This is a genomic window from Lysobacter brunescens (assembly GCF_042677005.1).
GTDB lineage: Bacteria > Pseudomonadota > Gammaproteobacteria > Xanthomonadales > Xanthomonadaceae > Lysobacter_I > Lysobacter_I brunescens.
Map to the genome: position 1 here is coordinate 1,492,446 of NZ_JBHTIF010000001.1, position 21,463 is coordinate 1,513,908.

General features: G+C 64.0%; 19 protein-coding genes. 13 read left to right on the top strand and 6 right to left on the bottom strand.

The window, feature by feature from the left end; genetic code table 11:
* The first annotated feature begins 96 nt into the window (after positions 1-96).
* Positions 97-654, top strand: a complete 558-nt coding sequence (locus ACFQ0E_RS06415) for a hypothetical protein (RefSeq protein ID WP_386822841.1) — start codon at positions 97-99, stop codon at positions 652-654.
* Between the two features lie 250 nt (positions 655-904).
* Positions 905-2,098, top strand: coding sequence for a DUF4272 domain-containing protein (locus ACFQ0E_RS06420; RefSeq protein ID WP_386822842.1), 1,194 nt, complete (start codon positions 905-907; stop codon positions 2,096-2,098).
* Positions 2,099-2,129: 31 nt separating this feature from the next.
* On the opposite strand, the gene ACFQ0E_RS06425 is transcribed toward ACFQ0E_RS06420, so the two are convergent.
* Positions 2,130-3,017 carry a LysR family transcriptional regulator gene (locus ACFQ0E_RS06425; protein WP_386822843.1) on the bottom strand — a complete coding sequence of 296 codons (888 nt, stop codon included), beginning with the start codon at positions 3,015-3,017 and terminating at the stop codon, positions 2,130-2,132.
* Between the two features lie 120 nt (positions 3,018-3,137).
* Between ACFQ0E_RS06425 and ACFQ0E_RS06430 the strand changes: the two genes are divergently transcribed.
* From ACFQ0E_RS06430 to ACFQ0E_RS06450, 5 genes are all read left to right on the top strand, one after another.
* Positions 3,138-4,187, top strand: a complete 1,050-nt coding sequence (locus tag ACFQ0E_RS06430) for an NAD(P)-dependent alcohol dehydrogenase (protein WP_386822844.1) — start codon at positions 3,138-3,140, stop codon at positions 4,185-4,187.
* Positions 4,188-4,212: 25 nt separating this feature from the next.
* Positions 4,213-5,331 carry an alpha/beta hydrolase gene (locus ACFQ0E_RS06435; RefSeq protein WP_386822845.1) on the top strand — a complete coding sequence of 373 codons (1,119 nt, stop codon included), beginning with the start codon at positions 4,213-4,215 and terminating at the stop codon, positions 5,329-5,331.
* 4 nt (positions 5,332-5,335) lie between these two features.
* Positions 5,336-5,812 carry a cyclophilin-like fold protein gene (locus ACFQ0E_RS06440; RefSeq protein WP_386822846.1) on the top strand — a complete coding sequence of 159 codons (477 nt, stop codon included), beginning with the start codon at positions 5,336-5,338 and terminating at the stop codon, positions 5,810-5,812.
* 133 nt (positions 5,813-5,945) lie between these two features.
* Entirely contained in the window at positions 5,946-6,437 is a 492-nt protein-coding gene (locus tag ACFQ0E_RS06445; RefSeq protein WP_386822847.1) for a YHS domain-containing (seleno)protein, read from the top strand.
* Between the two features lie 260 nt (positions 6,438-6,697).
* Positions 6,698-7,060, top strand: coding sequence for a hypothetical protein (locus ACFQ0E_RS06450; RefSeq protein ID WP_386822848.1), 363 nt, complete (start codon positions 6,698-6,700; stop codon positions 7,058-7,060).
* Positions 7,061-7,207: 147 nt separating this feature from the next.
* Here the strand turns inward: ACFQ0E_RS06450 and ACFQ0E_RS06455 are convergent, their stop codons facing one another.
* A complete protein-coding gene (locus ACFQ0E_RS06455; RefSeq protein ID WP_386822849.1) occupies positions 7,208-11,110 on the bottom strand; it encodes a DUF4365 domain-containing protein in 3,903 nt (1,300 codons plus the stop codon).
* A 389-nt stretch (positions 11,111-11,499) separates the two neighbouring features.
* On the opposite strand from ACFQ0E_RS06455, the gene ACFQ0E_RS06460 reads away from it, so the two are divergent.
* The 3 genes from ACFQ0E_RS06460 (at position 11,500) to ACFQ0E_RS06470 (ending at position 14,049) form a co-directional block, all read left to right on the top strand.
* The gene (locus ACFQ0E_RS06460; RefSeq protein WP_386822850.1) at positions 11,500-11,691 is read left to right on the top strand and encodes a hypothetical protein; all 192 of its coding nucleotides are present in this window, start codon (positions 11,500-11,502) and stop codon (positions 11,689-11,691) included.
* Positions 11,692-11,842: 151 nt separating this feature from the next.
* The gene (locus ACFQ0E_RS06465) at positions 11,843-12,613 is read left to right on the top strand and encodes a DUF4184 family protein (protein WP_386822851.1); all 771 of its coding nucleotides are present in this window, start codon (positions 11,843-11,845) and stop codon (positions 12,611-12,613) included.
* A gap of 416 nt (positions 12,614-13,029) precedes the next feature.
* Complete coding sequence (locus tag ACFQ0E_RS06470) at positions 13,030-14,049, top strand: DUF4410 domain-containing protein (protein ID WP_386822852.1); 1,020 nt, start codon at positions 13,030-13,032, stop codon at positions 14,047-14,049.
* Positions 14,050-14,633: 584 nt separating this feature from the next.
* Here ACFQ0E_RS06470 and ACFQ0E_RS06475 read toward each other — a convergent pair.
* Positions 14,634-14,819 carry a hypothetical protein gene (locus ACFQ0E_RS06475; RefSeq protein ID WP_386822853.1) on the bottom strand — a complete coding sequence of 62 codons (186 nt, stop codon included), beginning with the start codon at positions 14,817-14,819 and terminating at the stop codon, positions 14,634-14,636.
* Between ACFQ0E_RS06475 and ACFQ0E_RS06480 the strand changes: the two genes are divergently transcribed.
* The 3 genes from ACFQ0E_RS06480 (at position 14,800) to ACFQ0E_RS06490 (ending at position 18,906) form a co-directional block, all read left to right on the top strand.
* Positions 14,800-15,864: a lipase family protein gene (locus ACFQ0E_RS06480; protein ID WP_386822854.1), complete on the top strand. Its 1,065-nt coding sequence runs from the start codon at positions 14,800-14,802 to the stop codon at positions 15,862-15,864. The genes ACFQ0E_RS06475 and ACFQ0E_RS06480 overlap by 20 nt on opposite strands.
* A 218-nt stretch (positions 15,865-16,082) precedes the next feature.
* Positions 16,083-17,954 (top strand): caspase family protein, encoded by a 1,872-nt coding sequence (locus ACFQ0E_RS06485; RefSeq protein WP_386822855.1) that lies wholly within the window; start codon positions 16,083-16,085, stop codon positions 17,952-17,954.
* Positions 17,878-18,906, top strand: coding sequence for a hypothetical protein (locus ACFQ0E_RS06490; protein WP_386822856.1), 1,029 nt, complete (start codon positions 17,878-17,880; stop codon positions 18,904-18,906). The genes ACFQ0E_RS06485 and ACFQ0E_RS06490 overlap by 77 nt, the downstream gene beginning before the upstream one ends.
* Positions 18,907-19,277: 371 nt before the next feature.
* On the opposite strand, the gene ACFQ0E_RS06495 is transcribed toward ACFQ0E_RS06490, so the two are convergent.
* The 3 genes from ACFQ0E_RS06495 to metK form a co-directional block, all read right to left on the bottom strand.
* Positions 19,278-19,772, bottom strand: coding sequence for a YaiI/YqxD family protein (locus ACFQ0E_RS06495; protein ID WP_386822857.1), 495 nt, complete (start codon positions 19,770-19,772; stop codon positions 19,278-19,280).
* The gene (locus tag ACFQ0E_RS06500; RefSeq protein ID WP_386822858.1) at positions 19,769-20,086 is read right to left on the bottom strand and encodes a hypothetical protein; all 318 of its coding nucleotides are present in this window, start codon (positions 20,084-20,086) and stop codon (positions 19,769-19,771) included. The genes ACFQ0E_RS06495 and ACFQ0E_RS06500 overlap by 4 nt, the downstream gene beginning before the upstream one ends.
* A gap of 133 nt (positions 20,087-20,219) precedes the next feature.
* Positions 20,220-21,452: a methionine adenosyltransferase gene (metK, locus tag ACFQ0E_RS06505; protein ID WP_386822859.1), complete on the bottom strand. Its 1,233-nt coding sequence runs from the start codon at positions 21,450-21,452 to the stop codon at positions 20,220-20,222.
* Positions 21,453-21,463: the final 11 nt, after the last annotated feature.

Below are 21,463 nucleotides of genomic sequence, written 5' to 3' on the forward strand. Positions count from 1 at the left end.
CGCTTCACGCAGGCTTCACCGTGTCGACATCGCGGGTGCACCCGGCCGCACGAGGCTGGCGGCCTCATGACACCACGACACGGGGAGAGGTTCGCCATGACAGGTCACGGACACGAACGCGCATTGCCGACGAAACACGTCCTGCGGGCTTTGCTGTGGGGCGGCGCAGGCATGCTCCTGCCGCTGCCGTGGATCGCCATGCAGTTCAACAGCACTGAGGTGAACTGGGACGGCTTCGATTTCCTCGTCTTCGGCACTATGCTCGCCATCGCCTGCGGTGCCTGCGAACTGGCGATGTGGGCTTCGCGCAGCCATGCCTATCGCTTCGCCGCTGCCATCGCCGTCGGCACCGGTTTCGCGCTGGTGTGGATCAACCTCGCCGTCGGCATCATCGGCAGCGAGAACAACGCCGAGAACCTCGTCTATGCGGGCGTGCTCGCGGTTGCCGCCATTGGCGCCGCCTTCGCCCGCCTGCGTCCTGCCGGCATGGCTCGCGCGATGGTCGTCACCGCGAGTGTCCATGCGCTCACCGGCGTCTACGGCCTCGCCATCGGCTCGATCGAAGCCGGCGTCAGTGCCGTGGTCTTCGTCGCCGCCTGGCTGGCCTCGGCCTGGGGCTTCCATCGTGCGGCAAGGGTGGTCGGCCAAGATTGACCGAGGCCTGTCCGCTGCCCGTAGACCAAGGCCTCGCAGTAATCCATCGCCCCCTTTGCAAAAGGGGGCCGACGCGCACAGCGCGGCGGGGGGATTTGCGATCGCAAGTGTTGTGCGCGACATGCCGCAGGCATCGATCAGCACGCAAATCCGCCGCTGGCGCCGCCTCCTTTTGCAAAGGGGGCTCATGCATGCACTGTGTTTCCATGGCGTGCTACGGTGCCGCAGCCACCGAACCACACGACCTCGCATGACCATCGAAGCCTGCGCGCTGTACTTCCCGCTCGACAAACTCCCACTCAAATCCGTCTTTCCGAACGGTCGCTCCGACGGCGGCCTGTTCCGCGCGCCGACCTGGTTCGAATACGACGCTGGCGAAGGCCCGATCCGCCTGCACCTGCAGCATCCCGACCTCGCCGGGCACCTGCAGGGTTTCCGGGGCTACGTCGCCCAGGCGCCGGGCAGCGGCGAAGCCCGCGACGAGGCCCTGCAGCGCATCGCGCGCACCCGCGCCGCCGTCGGCGTCTCGCTGCCGCAGCCGGTCTCCACCGACTCGCCCTCGTTCGCGTCGCTGATGGCGCTGATCGCGCGCTTCGATGGCTTCATGTTCGTGTTCAACAGCCTGCTGCTGCCCGATGGCCGTTTCCTCGTCGGACCGATGGCGGTAGGCGATGGTGATGCCGCATCCGAGCCGCCGCCGCTGCGCGAAGTCGACCCCGACGCCTTTCGCCACGAAGCGCCGACCGACGGCTGCGACCCCGCACGCGTCGCGCAGCGCGAACAGCACTACCGCCTGCTCGCCGAACGCGGTTTCCTCTGCACGCGCTGGCTGCCCCTGCATCGCAGCGAAGACCACATCGATCGCCTGCGCCCCGCCGACGAGATCGCCGCGCGCCTGCTCGCCCTGCATGCATTGTTCTTCTGGGCCTGCACCTCGGAAGACGTCGCCACCACCGAACGCCTGCAGGCCTTCATCGCCCGCAACGCCGTGCGCGAACATCTCACCGCCGACGAAGCCGAAGTGCTGGACCTGCCGCGCGAACAGGCCCGCGAGGAACACGCCGGCAGCATCGGCTGGCGCCTCGAAAACATGTGGGCGCTGTCATGGATGTTCGGCTTCGAACCCGAGCCCCCCTTCTTCCAGGGCCAGCTGCCGAAGGCCGTGATCGAACGCATGCTGTTCGATTTCCTGCCCGACCTCGACGCCACCGTCGCCGGTTTCATCGATTCGCATACGCTGCGCCCCGTCGCCGACATCGCGCGCCTCGAAGACCTCTACTACTGCGCCCACAACGCCGTGCGCAGCGCGCAGACCGGCAGCGACACCCTCCCGCCGCAGTTCCACCCCGTCCGCGACGGCGGCACCACCCACGAACGCCGCCACGCACTCACCTGGACGCTGTCACCCGGCGTGGATTGGGACGATACGGATCTGTCGACGTGAGGCGGGTGGGGCGTGCGAATGCGCCCCGTGCCTAGAGCCGCAACGCTTCCACCACCAGCGCGAACGCGGGCGAATGCTGGCGGCGGCTCGGGTAGTAGAGGTGGTAGCCGGAGAAGGGCGGGCACCAGTCCTGCAGCACGCGCACAAGGCGGCCGCCCTCGATGTGCGGCGCAAATTCCTCCTCGGGCAGGTAGGCGATGCCCAGCCCGTCCAGCGTGGCCTGCACGATGTGCGGCGAGGTGTTGAAGATCGCCTGTCCGTCCACGCGCACGTTGACCTCCCGCCCGCGCTTCTCGAACTCCCATACGTACAGCCCGCCGGATGTGGGAAAGCGGATGTTGATGCAGTTGTGCGCGGTGAGGTCGCCGGGCGTCTTCGGCACCGGGTGGCGCGCGAAGTAGTCGGGCGAGGCTACCGCCGCCATCCGCAGCATCGGGCTGATCGGCATCGCGATCATGTCCTTGTCGATGTTTTCGCCCAGGCGCACGCCCGCATCGAAACGGTCGGCCACGATGTCGCGCAGGCCGTAGCTCACGTCGAACTCCATGCGGATGTCCGGATAGCGCCGCATCACCGGCAGCAGCTTCGGCAGCAGGATCGTGCGCAGTACGTGGTCGCCGCAGGTGATGCGCACAGAGCCCGCAGGCTTGTCGCGCAACGCGGTCAGTGCGTCCAACTCCGACTCGATTTCCTCGAAGCGGTTGCCGATGGCCTGCAGCAGGCGTTCCCCGGCCGGAGTCGGCGACACGCTGCGCGTGGTACGCGTAAGCAGGCGGATCTGCAGCCGTTCCTCCAGGGCCTTGATCGCCTGGCTCAATGCCGACTGCGACACGCCCAAGGATGCACCTGCGCGGGTGAAGCTGCCTTCCCGGGCCACGGTCATGAAGGCAAGCAGGTCGTTGAGGTTGCGTCGTGCCATGGCCCAGTGTGGCATGCCCGATTGATTAGCCTGACTTATAGACCTTAAAAGCATTCCGCGTCTAATCAGACGGGTCGTGCGCGCGCAGACTGGCCATTCCCTTCCGACCCCGGAATCGCCATGACCGTCCACGCCTACGGCGCCCACGCCGGCGACCAGCCCCTCGAACCGATGCAGATCACCCGCCGCGCCCCCGGCCTGCACGACATCCGGATCGAGATCGCCTACTGCGGCATCTGCCATTCCGACCTCCACCAGGTCCGCGCCGAATGGGCCGGCACCCGCTTCCCCTGCGTCCCCGGCCACGAGATCGTCGGCCGCGTGGCCGAGGTCGGCGCCCATGTCACCGCCTTCGCCGCGGGTGACCTCGTCGGTGTCGGCTGCATCGTGGGCAGCTGCCGCCACTGCGAGGACTGCGACAGCGGCCTCGAGAATTACTGCGACGGGATGGTCGGCACCTACAATTTCCCCACACCCGATGCCCCGGGCTGGACGCTCGGCGGCTACTCGCAGCAGATCGTTGTCGACGAACGATACGTGCTGCGCATTCGCCATCCCGAAGCACAGCTCGCCGCCGTCGCGCCGTTGCTGTGCGCGGGTATCACCACCTACTCGCCGCTGCGCCACTGGCAGGCCGGTCCCGGCAGGAAGGTCGGCGTGGTTGGCATCGGCGGCCTCGGCCACATGGGTCTCAAGCTCGCCCATGCGATGGGCGCGCACGTCGTCGCCTTCACCACATCGGAGTCCAAACGCGCCGAAGCGCATGCCCTGGGTGCCGACGACGTGGTGGTCTCGCGCGACGTCGACGCCATGGCCGCGCACGCCCGCAGCTTCGACCTGATCCTCAACACTGTGGCCGCGCCGCACGACCTCGACGCCTTCCTCGCCCTGCTCAGGCGCGACGGCGCGATGGTGCTGGTCGGCGCGCCGGCCACGCCGCATCCCTCGCCCAACGTGTTCAACCTCATCACCCGGCGCCGCACCCTGGCCGGTTCGATGGTCGGCGGCATTCCCGAGACCCAGGAGATGCTCGATTTCTGCGCGGAACACGGCATCGTCGCCGACATCGAACTCATCCGCGCCGACGGCATCAACGCCGCGTACGAACGCATGCTCAAGGGCGACGTGCGCTACCGCTTCGTCATCGACAACGCCACCCTGGCCGCCTGAGCGCGGCAGACACGGAGACATCCTCGTGAATACCACCGACATGAAAACGAGCGACACGCACATCGGCAGCCGCCCACGCCGCAGCCTGCTGAAGGTCGCCGGCGTGGGCGCCCTCATCGCCGCCGCAGCCGGCACGCCGGTCTTCGCGCAATCGAACGCGCAGGCGGATCGCAGCGAAGCCCTGCGCCTGACCCTGGACTGGGACAAGGTCTTCCCGAAGAGCGACAAGGTCGACCACCGCAAGATCACCTTCACCAACCGCTACGGCATCACCCTCGCCGCCGACGTGTACGTGCCGAAGAACACGCGCGGCAGGCAGGCCGCCATCGCTGTCGGCGGCCCGTTCGGCGCGGTGAAGGAACAATCCTCGGGCCTGTACGCGCAGGCCCTGGCCGAACGCGGCTTCGTCACCCTCGCGTTCGATCCGTCATACACCGGCGAAAGCGGCGGCCAGCCGCGCAACGTCGCCTCGCCGGACATCAACACCGAGGATTTCAGCGCCGCGGTCGATGCCCTCGGCATGCTGCCCGAGGTCGACCGCGAGCGCATCGGCATCCTCGGCATCTGCGGCTGGGGCGGCATGGCGCTGAACGCCGCCGCCGTCGACAAGCGCGTCAAGGCCATCGCCACCAGCACCATGTACGACATGACCCGCGTCATGTCCAAGGGCTACAACGACAGCGTGACCCTCGAACAGCGCACGCAGTCGCTTGAGGCACTCGGTCGCCAGCGCTGGCGCGACGCCGAGCAGGGCGCGCCGGCCTACGGTCCGCCGATGAACACTCTCAAGGGCGGCGAAGCGCAATTCCTCGTCGATTACCACGACTACTACAAGACGCCGCGCGGCTTCCATCCGCGCTCGGTCAACTCGAACGGATCTTGGACGATCACCACCCCGCTGTCCTTCATGAATATGCGGCTGCTGACCTACATCCGCGAGATCGCGCCGCGACCGATCCTCTTCGTCCACGGCGAACGCGCGCACTCGCGCTACTTCAGCGAAACCGCCCATGCCGCCGCCGCGCAGCCGAAGGAACTGCTGATCATCCCCGGTGCCAATCACGTCGATCTGTACGACCGCGCGGACGTGATTCCCTTCGACAGGCTCGCGGAGTTCTTCGATCGCCATCTCGCGGGCACCTGAGGCCATGCGCATCGCCACCGGCCGGGCGCGTGCGTTCGGCCTCGCCTGCAGCCTGTCCGCGATCGTCGCGTGCAGTGCCGCAACGCCCGCCGCACCGGCACGGCAACAGGCGGCCGGTGCACCGCTGGAGAACACCCGCATGCAGATGACCATCGGCGCCCATGCCTTCACCGTCGAGCTCGCCGACACCGCCGCCGCACGCGCGTTCGCCGCACGGCTGCCGTTCACGCTGGACATGGCCGAACTCAACGGCAACGAGAAGCACGCAGACATCCACCCGGCGCTGCCCGTCGACGCCCAGCGGCCCGGCACGATCCGCGCCGGCGACGTGATGCTCTACGGCGCGAACACCATCGTCGTCTTCTACAGGACCTTCCCCTCGTCCTACCGCTACACCTGGCTCGGCCGTGTCCAGAACATCGACGGCTTGGCCGAAGTGCTCGGCCCCGGCGGGGTGCGGGTGGTGTTCGCCCGCGATTGAGTTCGCCATGGCGGTGCGAAAGCCTCGACCCGCCTTCGCCCCTTGGCCAAAGCGGGCTCATCCAGGGTCCCCACGCAACCATCCGCGCCATGCCCGCCTCCTGTCAGCACCACACACCCGACGGGAGATCCCGATGTTCCGCACCCTCATGCTGTCCCTGCTCATGGCCTGCACCGCGCTCATGCCGCTGGCAGGCTGCAGCAGCGCCAATGCCGCCGACGAAGTCTTCGCCACCGCCGACGGCGCCATCCGTGGCTACGACCCCGTGGCCTATCACACCGAGTCCAAGGCGGTGCGCGGCAAGGCCGACATCACCCACGCATGGAACGGCGCCACGTGGCGCTTCGCCAGCACCGCCAACCGCGACCGCTTCGCCGCCGACCCCGAACGCTACGCCCCGCGCTACGGCGGCTTCTGCGCCTACGGCACCGCGCAGGGCTACAAGGTCTCCACCGACCCCGACGCCTTCGCCATCGTCGACGGCCGCCTGTACCTCAACTACAGCAAGCCCGTGCAGAGCACCTGGAACCAGGACCGCCCCGGCTTCATCCGCAAGGCGGATGCGAACTGGGTGAAGCTGGAACATGCCGCGTACGAGAAGCCGGGCGACGCCAAGGCGAAGTGAGTGCCACGGCCTGCCTCGGTGCGCGCCGTCCTCAGCAGGTAAGTACAGGGGGCGCGTAGCCATTACCGATGTCGCCGGCCACATCGCCCCCTTTGCAAAAGGGGGCCGACGCGCACCGCGCGGCGGGGGGATTTGCGACCGCCGGGATCAGTTCGGCATCAGTTCGCACACCGACCTCGGCGCATTCCGCCGAGCGGTGCTGCTGCCCGCGCGCGGCTGCGCTAGGCTGTCCGGAACACAGGGGATGTCACCGGCTTCGCATGATGGGATCGCGCGTACTGTTGCTGCTTGGTCTGCTGCCGCTCGCGGCCGGCGCCGTCGAGCGCCTGCCCCTCCGTGATGGCGAATACGCCTTCCGGCATCGCTCCGCCGAACACTCGAACTTCCCCGCGCCCCCGCTGGTCGCGCACATCACCGGCACGCGCATCGTGCTGGTCAATCGCAAGCCGTCCTCCGTGTTTCCGCTTGGCGTTGTCGCCGAGGGCGAGCTGATGTGGCATGCCGCGTCGAAGCAGTGGGTTCTCGGCCACAACCCGGCGGATCGCACTGCCGAAGAGGTGGGCGGGTGCAGTGATGGGCCGGAGGTGGTGGATTTGAGGAGGCGGGTTTATTGGACGTGTTGAGGGGCTGGAATCGACTCATAGCAGTTATTCACTACGAGTTTCTTCCGGATGTCCCTCGGACTTGAATACGCAATCGGCGCAAAAAAAAGCAAGGGGTATTTAGGGCGCACTTGATCGAAGGCGCACTGAGATGCGCGGGGCCTGTACTCACATCTGTAGCATTCTTGTCTCCTCAAAGTACGCATCTTCAAGTACAGCGCGGTCTTGGGTTCCGGGTGTGGTAAGTGAGAAGAGAAGATTGGTGATCTGTCCTTCAACCGACATGGCTGCTAGGCCATGCTTTTTAACGATTTCGTCAAAAATTCCTGCGGCGCGCCTGCCAACGAGCTTGAAGAATTTGTTGCGGTCTGAACTTCCACCGAGTGTGGCACGCGCACTCTCAAGTACGTGCCAGACGAACTCCATTATTGTCTGAGCATTCGGATCCTCGTGCGTCTTCACGACGCACAAAACAGCAAGCTGCGCCGTTAGGTCGTCGGTTGTGCCATTGAATCCAATAGAACGAGCAAGTATTGCCTCCCTATAGAAGATGCGCACAAACCACGCGGCTGCATCACCGCGAGTGGAATCAGATCTGCTCGCCAAGTCTGCGAGAACTGCCGTCGTGCCTATAAGGGTTTGATGTAGATTCGGCGCCGCAAAGAACTTGATGGCGGCACGCGCTGCGGGCGTATCGTCTCCCGCATCTGAAGAGGTGATGGCTCCTAGCGCTGCCGCGACAATATCTGTTGGCTCCAGTGGCGTGCCATGTGTGTTCCACGAGGCGACTCGAAGGCGCGTCAACGTTGCGTCCGTCTTGCTGAGCGCGCCCTTTGCCTCAGCGAATTGTAAAAAGTCCCAGAGGGTGCGGCAGCGTCCAGTGATGCTCTCGCCGGCGCCAAGAATTGAGGCCGTCGCAAGGTCTACGGTCAGATACTCGTAGCGTTTAGATGCGACCTCAGCTTCGATAGTCGCGAACTCGCCGTGAGGATATTGCACCTCTACTCCAATTGGTAGGCCGGGTTGAACTATTGCAGAGTGATTCCGACGGATCGCCTCGGCGACTTTGTCTATCAAATCTGAATTTCCTACATCGAGAGGGCCGAACATCAGCTCTGATAGATGGATCAACGACTCCTTAGGGATAGCTACGGCGGTCCAAACCGAGAACAGTTTATCGAACAATTCAAGCTCCACCAGGAGGCACACGGAAACGAGGTCTAGGATCGGCGGTAACGATGGCTCGGTTCGAGGAAATGAAATGTCTCCGACGATGATCCTCGACGACTCACCCCGGTGCCAAGCATTGATGGTGATACGCAGCAAGTCCGCGACATTAGAAACGTATGGAGCGTAGGTGCGGGGTCGAAATGCGTAGGGAATATGCGATCCGCTCCGCTCGCCGAACGCTCGTGCCTTCTGTTGAGCCCTTGCGAGCTCTTCAGAAATCCCAGCCATCCGCTGCAGCTGCGACAAAAAATCTTCCGGGCTGGCACCTTCCGAAATATGGCCAACGCGAAGAATAGATGAATTGGGGAACTTGTCTGTGAAGCGTTTGACCCTCTCTTGGAACTCTTGAACTCTCTGCTGCGACACCTCAGCACCGGCGCTGGCCGTTGCCATCACGAAGTGCAGAAGGAATGCTCCTTCTTCGGCTTCTAGGTCCTTGTCTGCGGCCTCGCCGAGACGCCACACTGATTCCATGTATTGCGAGCGGTCTACACGCGAATACAACGTTGCAAGTAAGCGATGGTAGTGAAAGCGATCTTCACGATCCGTTGCCGCTGCGAGGGCGCGCTTGGTTAGGTAAACGAGTGAATCTACATCGCCGATTCGGAGCAGAAGTTGCGTCCGCGCGCTGACAAGATCTGCGCGGAACGAATGATCAAATCGCCGAAGGACTCGTTCCGCAGCAGACGACTGGCCAATTCGCTCTAACGCAATGGCTCTGGTAAGTCCTACATTCTCGTTTTGTGGGTAGAACTCTTGAGCTCTCGCGGTGAAGTCGATTAAGTCTTGGAACCGCTCGCGCCTCAGGAGGGCGGCAGAGAACTTTGCTGCCTCCATCTCTGTAAGATTTCTTCTGCGTGAGGTGATCGTGCCGATCTCTAGAATCCGATCGATGTCGGCATCGCGATCTGGTCTTAGGTACTGGAATAGGTTGTCTTGTAGTGTCTCATTTCCGCCGCTTCGCGTTGCATCATCCCAGAGACGATCCAAGTTTTCTTCGCGATTTTGTCGGTTCTTGAGCGAGTCAGTAATGAAATTAAGCAGCGACTGGGAGGCCGGGTCGCCTTCTGCCACAAATGAGCGAAGTTTTGCTTCTTCCGCGCTTGAGCCGAGCCTATAAGCAGACACGGCTGCCGTTGCGGCAGCTATGTCGACGAGAGTGTCGTGCGGCTTATCGATGAGGTGTGCAAGTGCGACCTCAACGGCCTCTGTGTGCGATCCAGACTCGCTATACAAAAGAACGAGCCTAGCCAGATCTGCAGGATCTGGGTTGTCAATCCTCTTGAGCGCAGATACCGCGATTGATGGCTCATCGATGAAGGTTGCGACGCGGGCCAAGGCGTCTTGCGCTTCCCGCAACCTTGGTCTCTTCTGTGCAAAGTCAGTTAGAAGATTGAATAGCTCGCGATCTGGCCCGAATGTCAAGCAGACCGCTGATGCACAGTCGAGGATCATCTGAGAGTTTGCTGGCCACCCAGATGCTTGGGCCTCACGAAGTGATTCTAGAGTGGCATCGCGAAGAGCTAATGCGTCAGATGCCTTGAGGTCTGGGTGTCCTCCAACTGTAATGCTGCCTTGCCCGCCGGTGGCGATGTTGAGTAAAGCCCGTAGCCGCAATATCTTCAAGAAGGTGACGATGCGCGTGTCTGCATGCGTGGAAAGGCCGCGATCTGCAGAGGACAGGGCTGCCGCCCAATCGTCTTTGATTGTGAAATATAGAGTTTCCGCTTTAGACTTGGTTGGCCCGGTGAGGCTTGCGATAAGTTGTTCGGCCTTTTCATAATTCTCTTCTAGAGCGAAGATGCGAACTAGTTGGAATTGTACATGTTCATCCGAGTCAAAGCGGTCTGCTCGTGCCAGAAGTCCGGGCGGAATTGGTGGTGTATTTCCCATGTTGGCAGCGACTGCAGCCTCAATCTCTGCAGCATAGAATCTCGCACTATCAGGTTGAAGCGTTACCGCTTCTGTAAATCGATTTAGCGCGTGCTTCGGGTTTCCATCGAGGAAGGCGCGCCGACCTTCTTGATATCTGAGCTCTGCCAGTACTTCAAAGTCTTCTAATTGTTCTCGGTTCAGTTCATCTATAAGCCGATCGGCCTCAGTTGCATTTCCATTGTTCAGGGCATCGTTTATTTGTTTTATTTTAGCAACGGCCGTTCCTGATTTAGGCGTCGGCCAGAGGTTGTCGCCTGACATGGTTTCATTCGTGAGCCAACGATCCAAACTCTTGTGGCCAGTAGCCGTCAGGGCGGACTGCGCGCGAGGGCTTAGCGAAGAAATTGTGCTAAGTGCCCCGATGCCTTCCGGGCTTCGAAGCTGATTCGAGATTCTCGTATGCGTCCAATAAGTATCAAGATGAGTCGAAACATCCAATTCCTGTGTCAGCCGGTTAGCTACAGGTACGCGAAATGTCATACTGTCTGGATCTGAGTCGTCAAACTCTAGGCGGCCTTCTAATCGCTTCCGCAACTCGTCTTCAATCCACAGGTAATACATTTGTGCGCCGGCAGTGCTTGATTCGTCCTTAAGCGCTACAAAGACCAAGAGTACCGGCTGTCCATCCTGAAGGTAAAGGTTGCATGTCTCCGGTGTCAGTCCAACTTGGATGAACTGTTCCGCTGCGGTGCCAGCAAAGTTAGTACTAGCGCCGGATTTGAGTTGAACCGAGAACCGCCCACGGATATTGCCAAGCCCTTCTAGCCACATGCTCATGTCGAAGCCGAAGTCAGAATTCTGAGCGGGCTCGCTTTCTGTGAACCAAGAGTCGGGGTGGCCTCCGACAAATACGCGCTTTCCAAGAGTTCCAATCTTCTGGGAAACCGAATAGCCCGGCGTTCGCATTTGAAGGCCCTGAGTGGTGGTGGGTGGTGACGGAGATAAGTATCCTAAGCTAGGCAATAGAGTAATTTCTTGAGTAGTCAGTGATGGCAACCAGGCGACCCTGTCACTTCTTACAGGCCTGCTGTTTCGCCATCCTTGCAGTGCCCAGACTGGGTCATCGACCCAGCGATTCGCCCACTCCAAGAGCGCTTGGTGCACGGCACCCAGCCTACGAGGCAAGCGAAGTCATTCCTAAGATGTGCCCACCGTTGCCTTCCCATCCTCGCACCGTGCTCGGCGCGTCAAGGTCGAGGCGAGTTGCGGCGCAAACCTTGACGCGCCTGCGCGCGATGCGGATCTGAATCGCCAACGGCGTCCACTCCGGGCGCCGGGCGAAACGGAGTGCCGTCATGTCCAAGCCGAAGTCGCAGTTCCAGCCGTCCAACGTGCTTCTGGTTGAAGTCCCGCCGCAGTTCATCGCCCTGTGCGAAGCCAGCGGTGCCAGCCCGCAAGCGGTGCTGCGCGGCATGGCCGCGATGCTCTGCGGCCTCCGCTACGACGAGGATGACCGGCTGGTGCCGCTGGATGGCGCCGCGGCGTGATGCTTCACCGGGCGCGGGTCGCCCCCGCGCCTGGATAACGCAATGCCCGCGCGTTCACGATGCGTCGAACGTCACTTCACGTTGGCTTCGTGCACGGCTCACGGTCCATGGCCACGATCGACGCGTTGCCCACACCTGAAATCGACGACGCATGCCCTGGACTTTCGCGCATCCCGCCGCCGCAATCTTCGTTCGGCGCTTCGGCGGCGCATCGCTGCCGCTGTCGGGGCTGGTGGTCGGCAGCCTGTCGCCGGACTTCGGCTACTACATCGGCGCCTTCGGACTGGCCACGCATGCGCACACGCTGCGCGGGACGCTGGATGTCTGTTTGCCGAGCGCGTTCGTGCTGCTGCTGGTCCTGCTGCGCCTGCGCCGTGTCCTGGTTGCGCCACTCCCGCTGCTGCATCGCCGGGCGATCGAAAGCCTGCCTTCGCCATCATGCTGGCCGGCATCGGATGCCGCGAGGATGATCGCAGCGCTGTGGATCGGGGCGATGACGCATGTGGCCTGGGATTCGTTCACGCATGCCAGCGGCATGATGGTGTCGATCATCGCGCCACTGCGCGAGGTGCTGTTCGAGGTCTCAGGCCGCAGGTTTGCGACTTACAACATCCTGCAACACGCCGGGACGCTCTTCGGCATCCTGGTGATCGGCTTCGCGTACGGTCGCTGGCTGGCGCGCACGGTGGGGGGCGAAGCCTGCCTGCGATTCCCTGCATTGGGTGAAAGCCTGCCGCTGGTGACAGCGGCCCTGCTGTCTGCAGTCCTGGGGCTCGCCATTGCGTTGCTGAAGCTTGGAACAGAGGCGGGATGGCCGGTCCTGATGTTTCGCAGCATTGTGGACTCCACGATCGTCTTCAGTGCTGCCTATCTCGTGCTGGCACTGCATGCCGTGCGGAAGGCGCGGATGCAGACTGCCTGACATGGTCGGGGATTGCGTGCTGTTGTTCCGTCCGCGTCGGGCCGCAGGGCGGGCCCAAGTCCGCCGCAAAGGAACTGCGAACCACAAGATGCGGCGCGTCTCCGTGCTACGTCTTTGGCCATGTGCAGAATCATTTGCATGGTAATGGCTGGCATGAGCCCGCCCTGCAACAGCCACTGCTGCTGAAACGGTGTGGGTGTGTCCATCGTTGCCGTCCGATCCCCGCGCCCGGATTCCCGAACAGGGTGTGCCTCGGCGCACCGCCTTGTTCACGCAGATGTGAAAAGTCGGTGCGACTGGCCGAGTCCTGGACTTCATTGACGTGCTCCCCTCTCGTGGGGTAGAACACGGCCGGTCGGGCATGTCGTGCCTGCAACATCGATCGCAATCCGTATTCGCCAGCCAGGGGGCAAGGCATGCATGCATTCCGTTTGAGCGCCGTCGTGTGGATTCTTATCGGATGGTTGGCCATTGCCGGGATGTCGGCCGGCGCCAACCTGACCGGGAACAAGCAGATGGCTGAAGTGCAGCCGGACAAGGCCCTGGTCTACCTGATCCGTGAAAAGCGGTTTACCGGCGGAGGCCGGACGATGTTCGTATTCGCCGACCAGACCTTCCTCGGCACGCTGGACAGCGACAGCTACACTTATGCCTACCTGTCGCCGGGAAAGCATCTGCTCTGGCTCAACTGGGCGCAGCTCAACACGACGATCGAGGTCGAAGCGGGCAAGACCTACTACTACGCCATCTGGATGACGTTCGATCCACTCGACGAAAAGTCCGGCAAGGCTTTCATCGACGGCGTGTCCGCCTACGCAACGCCGACGCCGCGCGAAACGGCCAAGGCTGCCGAGATGGCCAGCAAGCGATACGGGAAGGCCGTTGCGAGCGCCGCGAAGCGACCTGACGACAGGACGCGCGCCACCAGCCTGCAGCGTCGTGCCGCCCATATCGCCAATTGGCCCAAGACGGATCTTTCGACGTATTCCACCCTGTGCGTGGAACCCTTCGTGATGGCCGATCCCAAGGCCAAGGACGTGAAGCAGCAGTATCTTGTCGAGTCGGCGCCGGATCGCATCGCGCAGCTGGTGCTCGATGAACTGGGCCCGGACGTCTTCACCGACGTGCGCAGGGAAACCAGTTGCGGGAATGCCGCAGGCACCGTCGTGATGCGTGCACGCATCACGCAGTACAAGCCGGGCAACGAACTCGCACGCTTGATGATCGCAGGTGCGGGCAACGTGCAGATCGAGATGATCGTGGAGCTGGTTTCCGCGGAATCCGGCCAGACGCTGGCCCAGTTCGAACCCAAGGGCACGTGGGCCTGGGGGGGTGGGCTCGGTGCCTCGAAGAGCATGCCCGACCTGGAAAAGAACGTTGCCTACGAAGTCGCCGGCTACCTCAAGGTGTCGCGCGGGCAGTCTCTGCCGGATTGATCCGCCCTGCATCCCCAAACGGACAGCGTGCGCATCGATCCTGTGAAGGCTTCGTCAGGAAATGCCGGGTGCCTGGCGCGCTGACTTCGATGCCATGCCCCGACCGCATGCAAGGTCGGGGCGATGTATCGCACGATGGGCGACGCGTGATTGTTCAGTGGACGTGGGTTATCACGCGTCGCGATGTCGCTTTCGCTGCACGGGCAGGACGCCGCAATCTCCTGCGGCCATCCGTCACTCATGGCATGGCCGAGACCGTGGCGAAGTGGCTTTTGCTTCGCCATGAAATCGATTGCATGGCCTGCCCGCGGCCCTGACTTGCGTGTCGATGGGCCGATTGTGCGCCGCACCTAGCGGCTAGACTCCATTGAGCTGCAGGGCGATCTCCGAGTTGCGGCGGGGAAACATCGGTGCGCTTGGTTCATCACGGGGGCGCCGATATCGAAGCGGTCGCGGATGCGGCCTTTTGGGGACAACGACCTTGCCATCCAGGTCGACCGGCAGCCCGGCGGCGCGCGCGTCGTCGGCATTCGCAATGAAACGGACAACATGACCTACTCAGGTTTAAGGACAAGCATGAAGACTCAGCGCAATGCAATGAAAGTCGGCCTGATGGCCGCATGGATCGCAGCAACCACGATCGCAGCAAGCACGATCGCCATGGCCGGGAGCGGCGCGTCCGCGCTGCAGGCCGCTCGCCCGGGATCGAAGCCGGCAATGCCTGCCGTCGACCACGGCCGCACGCCGGTCGTGTCGCTGACATCGACCATGGGCGATGTCGGTTTCGAGATGTTCGATGGCAGAACGCCGCGCGTCGGCCTGTCCCGGCTGCCGATGAACACGACCGATGCCATCGTCTATCTCGATGTGGACAGCCTCGATCTCAACCGCAGGAAGACGCAGGCCATCCTCGACCTCGCCCGCGACCTGGGCTGGGTGGTGATGGCCGAGAGCAGCAGCTGGAACGTGCCGCGCCTGCACGCCTTCCTCGCTGCGTACTATCCGGGCGTGGAGACGAAGGGCCTGCAGAACGTCGCGGTGCGCATCGCGGCCGACAAGCGAAGCACGCTGATCACCGATCTCACGCCGACCGAGGCGGCGGTCGAGGTGGGCATCGATTACCTGCAGACCACGGAAGCGAAGGCGCTGATGCGCAGTGCGTTCGCGACGCGGGCCATCGCACCCGGCAGCAATTACGCCTGGTTCGCGAACAATGCCTATCAGGCGACAGCGAGCAATCGCACGTTGGGCACGCGCAGCTACACGGTGGCGCTGAATCGCGATGTGGTGAAGGTGTGGCGCAGCACCAGCGGCGGCACCACGGACTGCATCGTTTCCTGGCGCGGCAGCTCGACCGCAGGCGACTGGCTCAACAACATCGAAAACCAGTTCGGTGGCGCGGTCGCGGTGCCCGGCGAGTCCTCGTCCAACGCGGCGAGGATCGGTTCGGGCTACGCCAGTCGTCTCAACAGCTACCGCTCGGCCGTCAACGCGGTGGCCTGCAACAACACCTACCGGGTGACCGGACACAGCCTCGGCGGCGGCATGGCGGAAGCCTATGCGTTCACCATCCGCAGCAAGCGGCCGAACCTGGAAGCGTATAACCCGGCGCGCGTGGGCAATGCCAGCTTCCGCACGCAGCTGGTCTCGGCCCTCGGCACCGCGAAGGTCGAGGTGTTCTGTCGCAACCTCGATCCGGTGTGGGCCGTGCCGGTGGGCCTGCAGCACGTCGGCAGCAACAACGGCTGCACCTACTGGGGCAGTTCGGTTTCGATCAACCCGGTCGCGAACCACGCCATGAACCTGTGGCTGTGAGCGTCGTGATGCGTTGCCGCGCACTCGCTTGATCGGCAACGGGCGCGACGGGCTTCGGTCCGTCGCGTCGCCCTTTGTGCGTCATGGGGTGATGCGGCTCCGAATCGCGGAGGGCAGCCCCTGCGGCTGTCGTTGCCTTGCGTTTGTGTGACCGCGGTAGCAGGATTGCGGGCGACCCAGCCGGCACCAGCCGTGCGGTGTCGCAAAGGAGACAGGACATGGCAGACGCATCGGATCGGATCTTCGTTTCCATCGGCGTTTCGAAGCCCGGCGGCGGGCTCGACCCCTTGCCCGGCGCGATCAAGGCGGCCGAGCGCATGGCGGGGTGGGCCACCGCGCAGGGCTACGACACCGTACTGATCCACGATCAGGCCCATGCCGAGGTCACGGTGGACCTGTTGCGCGATGCCATCGCATCGGCGATCGAACGGGTGACCGACACGACCGAGCTCAAGCGCCTGGTGGTGTTCTTCGCAGGCCATGGCGCCGCGATGGCGGTCGGCGACCAGTACTGGATCCTGACCCACTGGAAGAAGCGTCCCACCGAAGCGATCAAGGTGTCTTCGCTGCAGCGCATGCTGGAATACTACGGACCCCGGCAGGTCGCGATCATCGGCGATGCCTGCCAGGAGTTCTCGGCGAAGTTCATCGACATTGTGGGCAGTCCGGTGCTGGACATGCCCGACGAGGATCAGCGCCCCTACGAACTGGACCAGTTCTTCGCGGTCGACACGGCGAAGCAGGCGTTCATGATCAAGGCGGTGGACGGCAAGGAGGATTTCTGCCTGTTTACCGAAGTCCTGCTCGATGCGTTGGAAGGTGACGCGACATCCACGGCGCTGGAGCAGGTCGATGGGCATTGGGCCGTGACCAGCCAGTCGCTGGCGCGGCATCTCGACCGCGTCGTGTCGAAGGAAGCGGGCAAGTACGGCGTGCGCATGATTCCGCGCCCGAAGCCGGGCTTCTACACCGATTGCATCTATCTGAAGATGCCGCCGCCGGACATCGATGCCGTACACCGCCCGCCGCATGACAGCCATGGGATCGGCGTGCCTCCGCAGATGCCATCGCCGCGCCCGCGTTCGGTCGAGCGCGTCACGCTGGCAAGGCCCAAGCCTTCGCAGCCAGGAACGGAGACGCCAGACGATGCGTTGGCGGACAGCCGCGAGGCGCAGCGCAGGGCCTTTCGCGACGAGGTGGAGAGCGTCACGGTGCGCGATCATTTCGAGACCGGTTGCGGCCTGTGCGTGAGCGGTGCGGATGTCGTCTCCGTGGTGGCCGCGTACGGCGAAGTGTCCCGCGTGGACGGACCGCCGAACTGGTTCCGGGTGCGCCTCGGCGAGGAATCGAACAGCCTCGCGTCGAGCGATTGCCTGGTGACGCTCGACAACGGGCACACCCACGCCGTGTGCATGGTGCAGGGCTTCGTCGCCGCGTTGCATGTCCTGGATGAAAGATCGGCAAGTCTGTTCCATCGGCCTCTCCGTGCGGCCAGCCACGAAGGCCATTTCGCCATCGATCTGCTCGCGCGGGCGCACGCCGGGTTGCTGAGCCCGGAGGAGATCGTCGACGCCGCTGCGTTCCTGCGCCACGGCAAGCATCGGGTCATCACGCTCGGCTGCATCGCCGCGCAGTTCTACGATGTCATCCGCGATGCCTGGAGCCTGCGTTCGATGGCCAGCTTCTACGCGCAGCATGGTCAGCCCGTGCCGCTGGACATCGTGCTCTACGGCGGAGGCCGCATCAGCGAGTCGGACGGACGGCTGTTCGCGGACATTCCCGGGGTTCCGGCGCGGCAGCCGCGCACGCCCGAAGAAGCGCGTCAGGGCTTCGCGTACGAAGCCACGCCGGGTTTCGAGCAGCACCCGATCGCCGGGCGGATCCCGTGGATGCGCCATGCCTGGGGTGCGATCGCGACCGCATCGTGCGATGCCAGCGCCGAGGCATGGCGCAGCCAGGCGCTCGCGGCGATGGCGCACCTGGGTCCGGGGGCGTTCACGCATGTCGCAGCGGATGGCCGTGATGCGCTGGCCGTGCTCGCGGGGGGCGATGCCATGCCGGAACGGGAGATGGCACTGGCGACCTGCTAGGCGAGGTGTTCCAGGCCGGATTTCAGCTCGGGTTCCCGGCGACGTTCCAGACACTCCACAGGAGTCTTCCATGCGCATGATCCTGGTCCATGGCATCAACCAGCAAGGCAAGAGCGACCGCATCGTCCACGACGAATGGCTGGCCGCGCTTCGCGCGAACTTCGCGAGGCAAGGGCAGGATCCGCTCGACCGGCTTTCCCGCATCGACACTGCGTTCTATGGCGACACGCTTGAAAGGCTCAGCTCCGTGTTGCTGGCGGGCCGCACCATCGCGATGGGCGCCGAAGAGGCCTCCGACGATTTCGACGAATTCGCGTTGACTGCGTTGAAGGCGATGGCCCTGCGCATGGGGATTGCCGAGTCGGATCTCGCGAGCGAAGCTGCGACCGTGGCGGTTCCGCAGGGCGCGGGTATCCACAAGACGTGGATCAAGGCGATCGCGCGTGTCATCGAGCGCGTGTCTCCGCTGCGCGGCACGCTCGCCTTGCGCGTGCTGGGCCAGGCGCACGCCTACATCCGCAACCCGCATGTCCATGAGCAGGTGAACGACCTGGTACGTCCGCTGTTCGAGGACGACGAACCCTGCATCGTGGTCTCGCATTCGCTGGGAACGGTCGTGTCGTTGGCACTGCTGCGCGAGTTCTCCCGGAACGGCCGTCCACGCGAGGTGCCGCTGCTGCTCACCCTGGGCTCACCGCTCGGTATCGACAGTGTCCGCAAGGGCTTCACCAAGCCCCGGACAAGGCCGGCGCATGTGCAGCGCTGGATGAATTTCGCCGATCCGGAAGACTTCGTCGCGTTGCATGCGGCATTGACCGCAGACAACTTCGCGCCGGGCATCGAGAACCATCCGGATGTCGAGAACGGCTACGATGATCCGCATGGCGTCACCGGCTATCTGAGCGATCCGCGTGTCGCGGCAGCCATCGTCGGCAGCATTCCGCAGGACTGACGATTCGCGCTTGTGAACTTCCGCGAAGCCGAAAGACTCGGCGCGAATTCCGAGGCTTGGGTGGGTCTCGCCGAATGCCTCATGCGTGCATCGCCGCCACAGACCCGCATGGCCCACCGATACTTTTTCCGCGCCGCAGTGCGTGGCAGCACCGATGGCATGCGTGGCTATGTCGACACCGCCTATGCACTGGATCGACCGTTCTCCGCAGTGGCGATGATCCTGTGCGCCGTGATCACCGCGCCCGTGTTCGCAGTGCGGCGTCTTTGGCGACGCCACCGGGATGGATAGCCAGCGGGCGAGGTGATCGGCCCGCATGACTGTGCGGCATGGCGTTTGTGATTTGATCTGAGCCGCGACGCAGCGTGCCGTCAGGCCTCGCGCGATGCTGCGGGTTTCGGCCGCTGCGCCAGCCAGCGATCGAGTGCGTTCGCGAAGGCCTGGCGGTCGCGTGCGTGCAGCGTGGGCGGGCCGCCGGTCTGCACGCCGGCGCCGCGCAGGTCTTCCATGAAGTTGCGGATCGACAGGCGCTCGGCGATGTTGTCGGGGGTGTAGCGGTCGCCGCGCGGATGGATCGCGTCGCCGCCTTTCTCGATCACGCGGGCGGCGAGCGGGATGTCCTGGGTGACGACGAGGTCGCCGGGCTGCAGGCGGTCGACGATCTCGCTGTCGGCGACGTCGTAGCCGCCGTGGACCTGCAGTGCACGGATGAAGCGCGAAGGCGGCGTGCGCAGCCACTGGTTGGCGACGAGGGTGACGTGCACCTGTCCGCGCTCGGCGGCGCGGAACAGGATCTCCTTGATCACGACGGGGCAGGCGTCGGCGTCGACCCAGATCTGCGGCGTCGGGGTCTCGCTCGCGCTCACTGCGGGTCGGTCGGCGCCGTGCCTGCGGCCTTTTCGCTTTCGCGTGCGGCGCGCTTCTTCGCCTGCTTTTCGTCCTGCTGCTTTTTCTTCGCGATTTCTCGCTGACGCTTTTCGAAGTTGTAGTTGGGCTTGGCCAAGGCGGTGTTCTCGCGGAATGGGGAGGGGGCGCGCGTGATTCGCGCGGAGCGGTCGTGCGGGTGGAATCGGTGCGATTGCGGCACCGCGGCGTTGGCCTGGATGGAGATTCGGGCGCGATCTGCCCGGCATGCGGCGAGTGCGTTGCGCCGCACCGATGACGGCGGCGAACCGTGCATCCGCGACCATGCTACACCACGCGGGGCCAGGCCACCCGGACGGGCACGGCGCTTCGCAGGCATCGCGCCGGCCGGTAAACGACGAAGGGCGCCTCGCGGCGCCCTTCGTTGCGTACCGTTGCGACGTGGCCGATTACTTCAGGCCAGCGTCCTTGCGCAGGTCGGCGGCGCGATCGGTCTTTTCCCAGGAGAAGGCGGTGGCCTTCTGCTTCTTGCCGTCGCTGTCGGTGTAGGCGACTTCGTACGGCTTGCGGCCGAAGTGACCGTAGGCAGCGGTGTCCTGGTAGATCGGGTGGATCAGGTCGAGCATCTTCACGATGCCGTACGGACGCAGGTCGAAGTGCTTGCGGATCAGCTTCTCGATCTGCGCGTCCGGGATCTTGCCGGTGCCGAAGGTGGTGACCGAGATCGAGGTCGGCTCGGCGACGCCGATCGCGTAGGACACCTGCACTTCGCACTTGTCGGCCAGGCCGGCGGCGACGATGTTCTTCGCCACGTAGCGCGCGGCGTAGGCGGCCGAGCGGTCGACCTTCGACGGATCCTTGCCCGAGAACGCGCCGCCGCCGTGACGGGCCATGCCGCCGTAGCTGTCGACGATGATCTTGCGGCCGGTCAGGCCGCAGTCGCCCACCGGGCCGCCGATCACGAAGATGCCGGTCGGGTTGATGTGGATCTTGTTCTTCGGCAGGGCGTCGAGCCACTTCTTCGGCAGCACCGGCTTCAGCACGTGTTCGCGCACGCCTTCGACCAGGTCCTTGTGCTTGATGCCCGGGTCGTGCTGCGTGGACAGCACCACGGCGTCGAGGCCGACGATGGCGTTGCCGTCGTAGCGCAGGGTGACCTGCGACTTCGCGTCGGGGCGCAGCCACGGCAGCTTGCTGTTCTTCTGCTTGCGGACCTTGGCCTGCTGCTCGACCAGGCGGTGCGAGTAGTAGATCGGCGCCGGCATGAATTCCGGGGCTTCGTTGCAGGCGTAGCCGAACATCAGGCCCTGGTCGCCCGCGCCCTGCTCTTCCGGCTTCTTGGCCTTCTTGTCGGTGCCGTCGACGCCGGCGGCGATGTCCGGCGACTGCTTGCCGAGCATGTTGATGATGGCGCAGGTGTGGCCATCGAAACCGACGTTGGAATTGTTGTAGCCGATCTTGTTGATCACGTCGCGGGCGAGCGCTTCGATGTCGACCCAGGCGGTGGTGGTCACTTCGCCGGCCACGATGGCGGCGCCGGTCTTCACCAGGGTTTCGCAGGCCACGCGCGCGCGCTTGTCCTGGGCCAGGATGGCGTCGAGCACCGCGTCGGAGATCTGGTCCGCGATCTTGTCCGGATGGCCTTCGGACACCGATTCAGAGGTGAAGAGATAGCTGGACATCGTGGTCGTTT

Coding starts and splice junctions, on each gene's coding strand:
- ACFQ0E_RS06430 (WP_386822844.1), top strand. CDS start 3,138: ATGACCGTCCACGCCTACGGCGCCCACGCCGGCGACCAGCCCCTCGAA.
- ACFQ0E_RS06420 (WP_386822842.1), top strand. CDS start 905: ATGACCATCGAAGCCTGCGCGCTGTACTTCCCGCTCGACAAACTCCCA.
- ACFQ0E_RS06455 (WP_386822849.1), bottom strand. CDS start 11,110: ATGCGAACGCCGGGCTATTCGGTTTCCCAGAAGATTGGAACTCTTGGA.
- ACFQ0E_RS06440 (WP_386822846.1), top strand. CDS start 5,336: ATGCGCATCGCCACCGGCCGGGCGCGTGCGTTCGGCCTCGCCTGCAGC.
- ACFQ0E_RS06460 (WP_386822850.1), top strand. CDS start 11,500: ATGTCCAAGCCGAAGTCGCAGTTCCAGCCGTCCAACGTGCTTCTGGTT.
- ACFQ0E_RS06415 (WP_386822841.1), top strand. CDS start 97: ATGACAGGTCACGGACACGAACGCGCATTGCCGACGAAACACGTCCTG.
- ACFQ0E_RS06485 (WP_386822855.1), top strand. CDS start 16,083: ATGGCAGACGCATCGGATCGGATCTTCGTTTCCATCGGCGTTTCGAAG.
- ACFQ0E_RS06425 (WP_386822843.1), bottom strand. CDS start 3,017: ATGGCACGACGCAACCTCAACGACCTGCTTGCCTTCATGACCGTGGCC.
- ACFQ0E_RS06450 (WP_386822848.1), top strand. CDS start 6,698: ATGATGGGATCGCGCGTACTGTTGCTGCTTGGTCTGCTGCCGCTCGCG.
- ACFQ0E_RS06445 (WP_386822847.1), top strand. CDS start 5,946: ATGTTCCGCACCCTCATGCTGTCCCTGCTCATGGCCTGCACCGCGCTC.
- ACFQ0E_RS06465 (WP_386822851.1), top strand. CDS start 11,843: ATGCCCTGGACTTTCGCGCATCCCGCCGCCGCAATCTTCGTTCGGCGC.
- ACFQ0E_RS06490 (WP_386822856.1), top strand. CDS start 17,878: ATGGCCGTGATGCGCTGGCCGTGCTCGCGGGGGGCGATGCCATGCCGG.
- metK (WP_386822859.1), bottom strand. CDS start 21,452: ATGTCCAGCTATCTCTTCACCTCTGAATCGGTGTCCGAAGGCCATCCG.
- ACFQ0E_RS06475 (WP_386822853.1), bottom strand. CDS start 14,819: ATGGTCGATGTCAGCGACACGACCGGCGTGCGGCCGTGGTCGACGGCA.
- ACFQ0E_RS06470 (WP_386822852.1), top strand. CDS start 13,030: ATGCATGCATTCCGTTTGAGCGCCGTCGTGTGGATTCTTATCGGATGG.
- ACFQ0E_RS06500 (WP_386822858.1), bottom strand. CDS start 20,086: ATGCACGGTTCGCCGCCGTCATCGGTGCGGCGCAACGCACTCGCCGCA.